General features: G+C 62.4%; 1 protein-coding gene and 2 pseudogenes. 1 reads left to right on the top strand and 2 read right to left on the bottom strand.

Annotation, left to right across the window (positions count from 1 at the left end):
* Nucleotides 1-142 (top strand): annotated as a pseudogene (locus tag ACRXB1_RS35870) (squalene synthase HpnD); the annotation flags it as partial.
* Nucleotides 143-435: 293 nt separating this feature from the next.
* Here the strand turns inward: ACRXB1_RS35870 and ACRXB1_RS35865 are convergent.
* Complete coding sequence (locus ACRXB1_RS35865) at nt 436-1,251, bottom strand: transglutaminase-like domain-containing protein (RefSeq protein WP_075357786.1); 816 nt, start codon at nt 1,249-1,251, stop codon at nt 436-438.
* 37 nt (nt 1,252-1,288) lie between these two features.
* A pseudogene (locus ACRXB1_RS35860) lies at nt 1,289-1,515 on the bottom strand (hypothetical protein); the annotation flags it as partial.

Raw genomic sequence — 1,515 nt, 5'->3', positions numbered from 1 at the left:
CCACGCCCTGCGCCGCGAACTCGAGGAAACGGCCAAGGAGACGCGCGATCCCACTATCGGACGGACCAAACATGCGTGGTGGCAGAAGGAACTGGCAAGCCTCTTCGGCGGCGAACCGGCGCACCCGGTCACGAAGGCCATCGGGCGCAGCTTTTTGCTGACAGTAGTCGTCGAAGTTCACGGCAATGAATTGGCAACGGCGCGAAGCCGATAAAGTCCCGCCCAGAAAAAAAGCCATTGAAATTCAATGGCTCCGGCTGTTCTGGCACGAGGACGTGTAGGGGGGAACGGTTGGTTTGTCAAGCCGGCGCAAGAACCAGGTTGCGCGCAAATCTCCGGGCGAATTATCGCCCGGATGAGAATGTGCCGCAAGGCGCGGGCACGTGCGGGCGCGGCCCGGCCCGCGCCGCGCACCAGGATACTTAGAATCCCGAATCAAACCCGCGCTTCTTCCGGCTCGCAAACGACATCGAACTTGAGCAAGGCGGTAGGTCCGAAGGTGTTGCTGATGGCCACATCCGCGGCGTCGCGGCCGCGCGCCATCAGCACGCGTCCAATACGTGGCGCGTTGTTGCGTGCGTCGAACGTCTGCCAGCTTCCGCCGATGAACGCCTCGAACCACGCAGCAAAATCCATCGCTGCGTAGGGTGGCGGGAGGCCTACGTCGCTGATATAACCCGTGCAATATCGCGCCGGGATGTTCATCGCCCGGCATAGCGTCACGGCCAGGTGTGCGAAGTCGCGGCAGACGCCCTGGCGCTCCTGATAGGCCTCGAACGCGGTTTTCGTCGGTCGCGCGTGCGCGTAGTTGAAGACGATGTGATTGTGGGCGAAGTCGCAAATCGCCTGCACGCGCGCGCGTCCGGGCGGCGTGGCGCCGAACTGCTTCCAGGCGAAGTCGGACAGCAGATCGGTTTCGCAATAACGGCTGCCGAGCAGGAACACGAGGCATTCGTTCGGCAAATCTTCCACCGGATGCTGTTCGCCGTTCGGCCCGGGCTGTTCGAATTCGCCGGACACTTCGAGCAACGCAGAGGTCGACAGCGATATCCGTCCCGCCGGCGCCACCAGCCGGCTGCACAGGTTGCCGAAGCCATCGCGATACTGCGAGATGGGCACCGGCGGATTGACCGTCAGCACATCGGCCAGCAACACCTGCGGCGCGACTGAAAAGTGTGTATTCAGCATGAGCAGCATTGGTGTCGGTTGCGGACACTCGTAGACCAGTTCGTAGCCAACGCGGAGTTTCATGGGAGCTGCCCTTTGCTGTGAACTATAAAAGAAAACGTCACTGGTTCTCGGTCACACTGACCTCGACATCGAGGCTGCGAAACGATCCGGGCTCGCCATTCCAGGTTCCCCACAGCGGCAGGGCCTGATGGTGATCCCAAGCAACCGCGACGCGTATCAGGTGCCGATTGCCGACAATGCTGTTCGTCGGGTCGAAATCGACCCAGCCCGCGCCCGGGAGATAGATCTGCAGCCACGCGCGGCGGCGGCGCCACGCACGCGTGA

The sequence above is a fragment of the Caballeronia sp. M23-90 genome, assembly GCF_053574605.1.
The sequence above is the reverse complement of the archived record's forward strand: the minus strand, read 5'-3'. Positions and strand labels throughout refer to the sequence as shown.

What these genes read in the sequence shown, in the direction of transcription:
- ACRXB1_RS35865 (WP_075357786.1), bottom strand. Translation starts at nt 1,251, where the DNA reads ATGAAACTCCGCGTTGGCTACGAACTGGTCTACGAGTGTCCGCAACCG.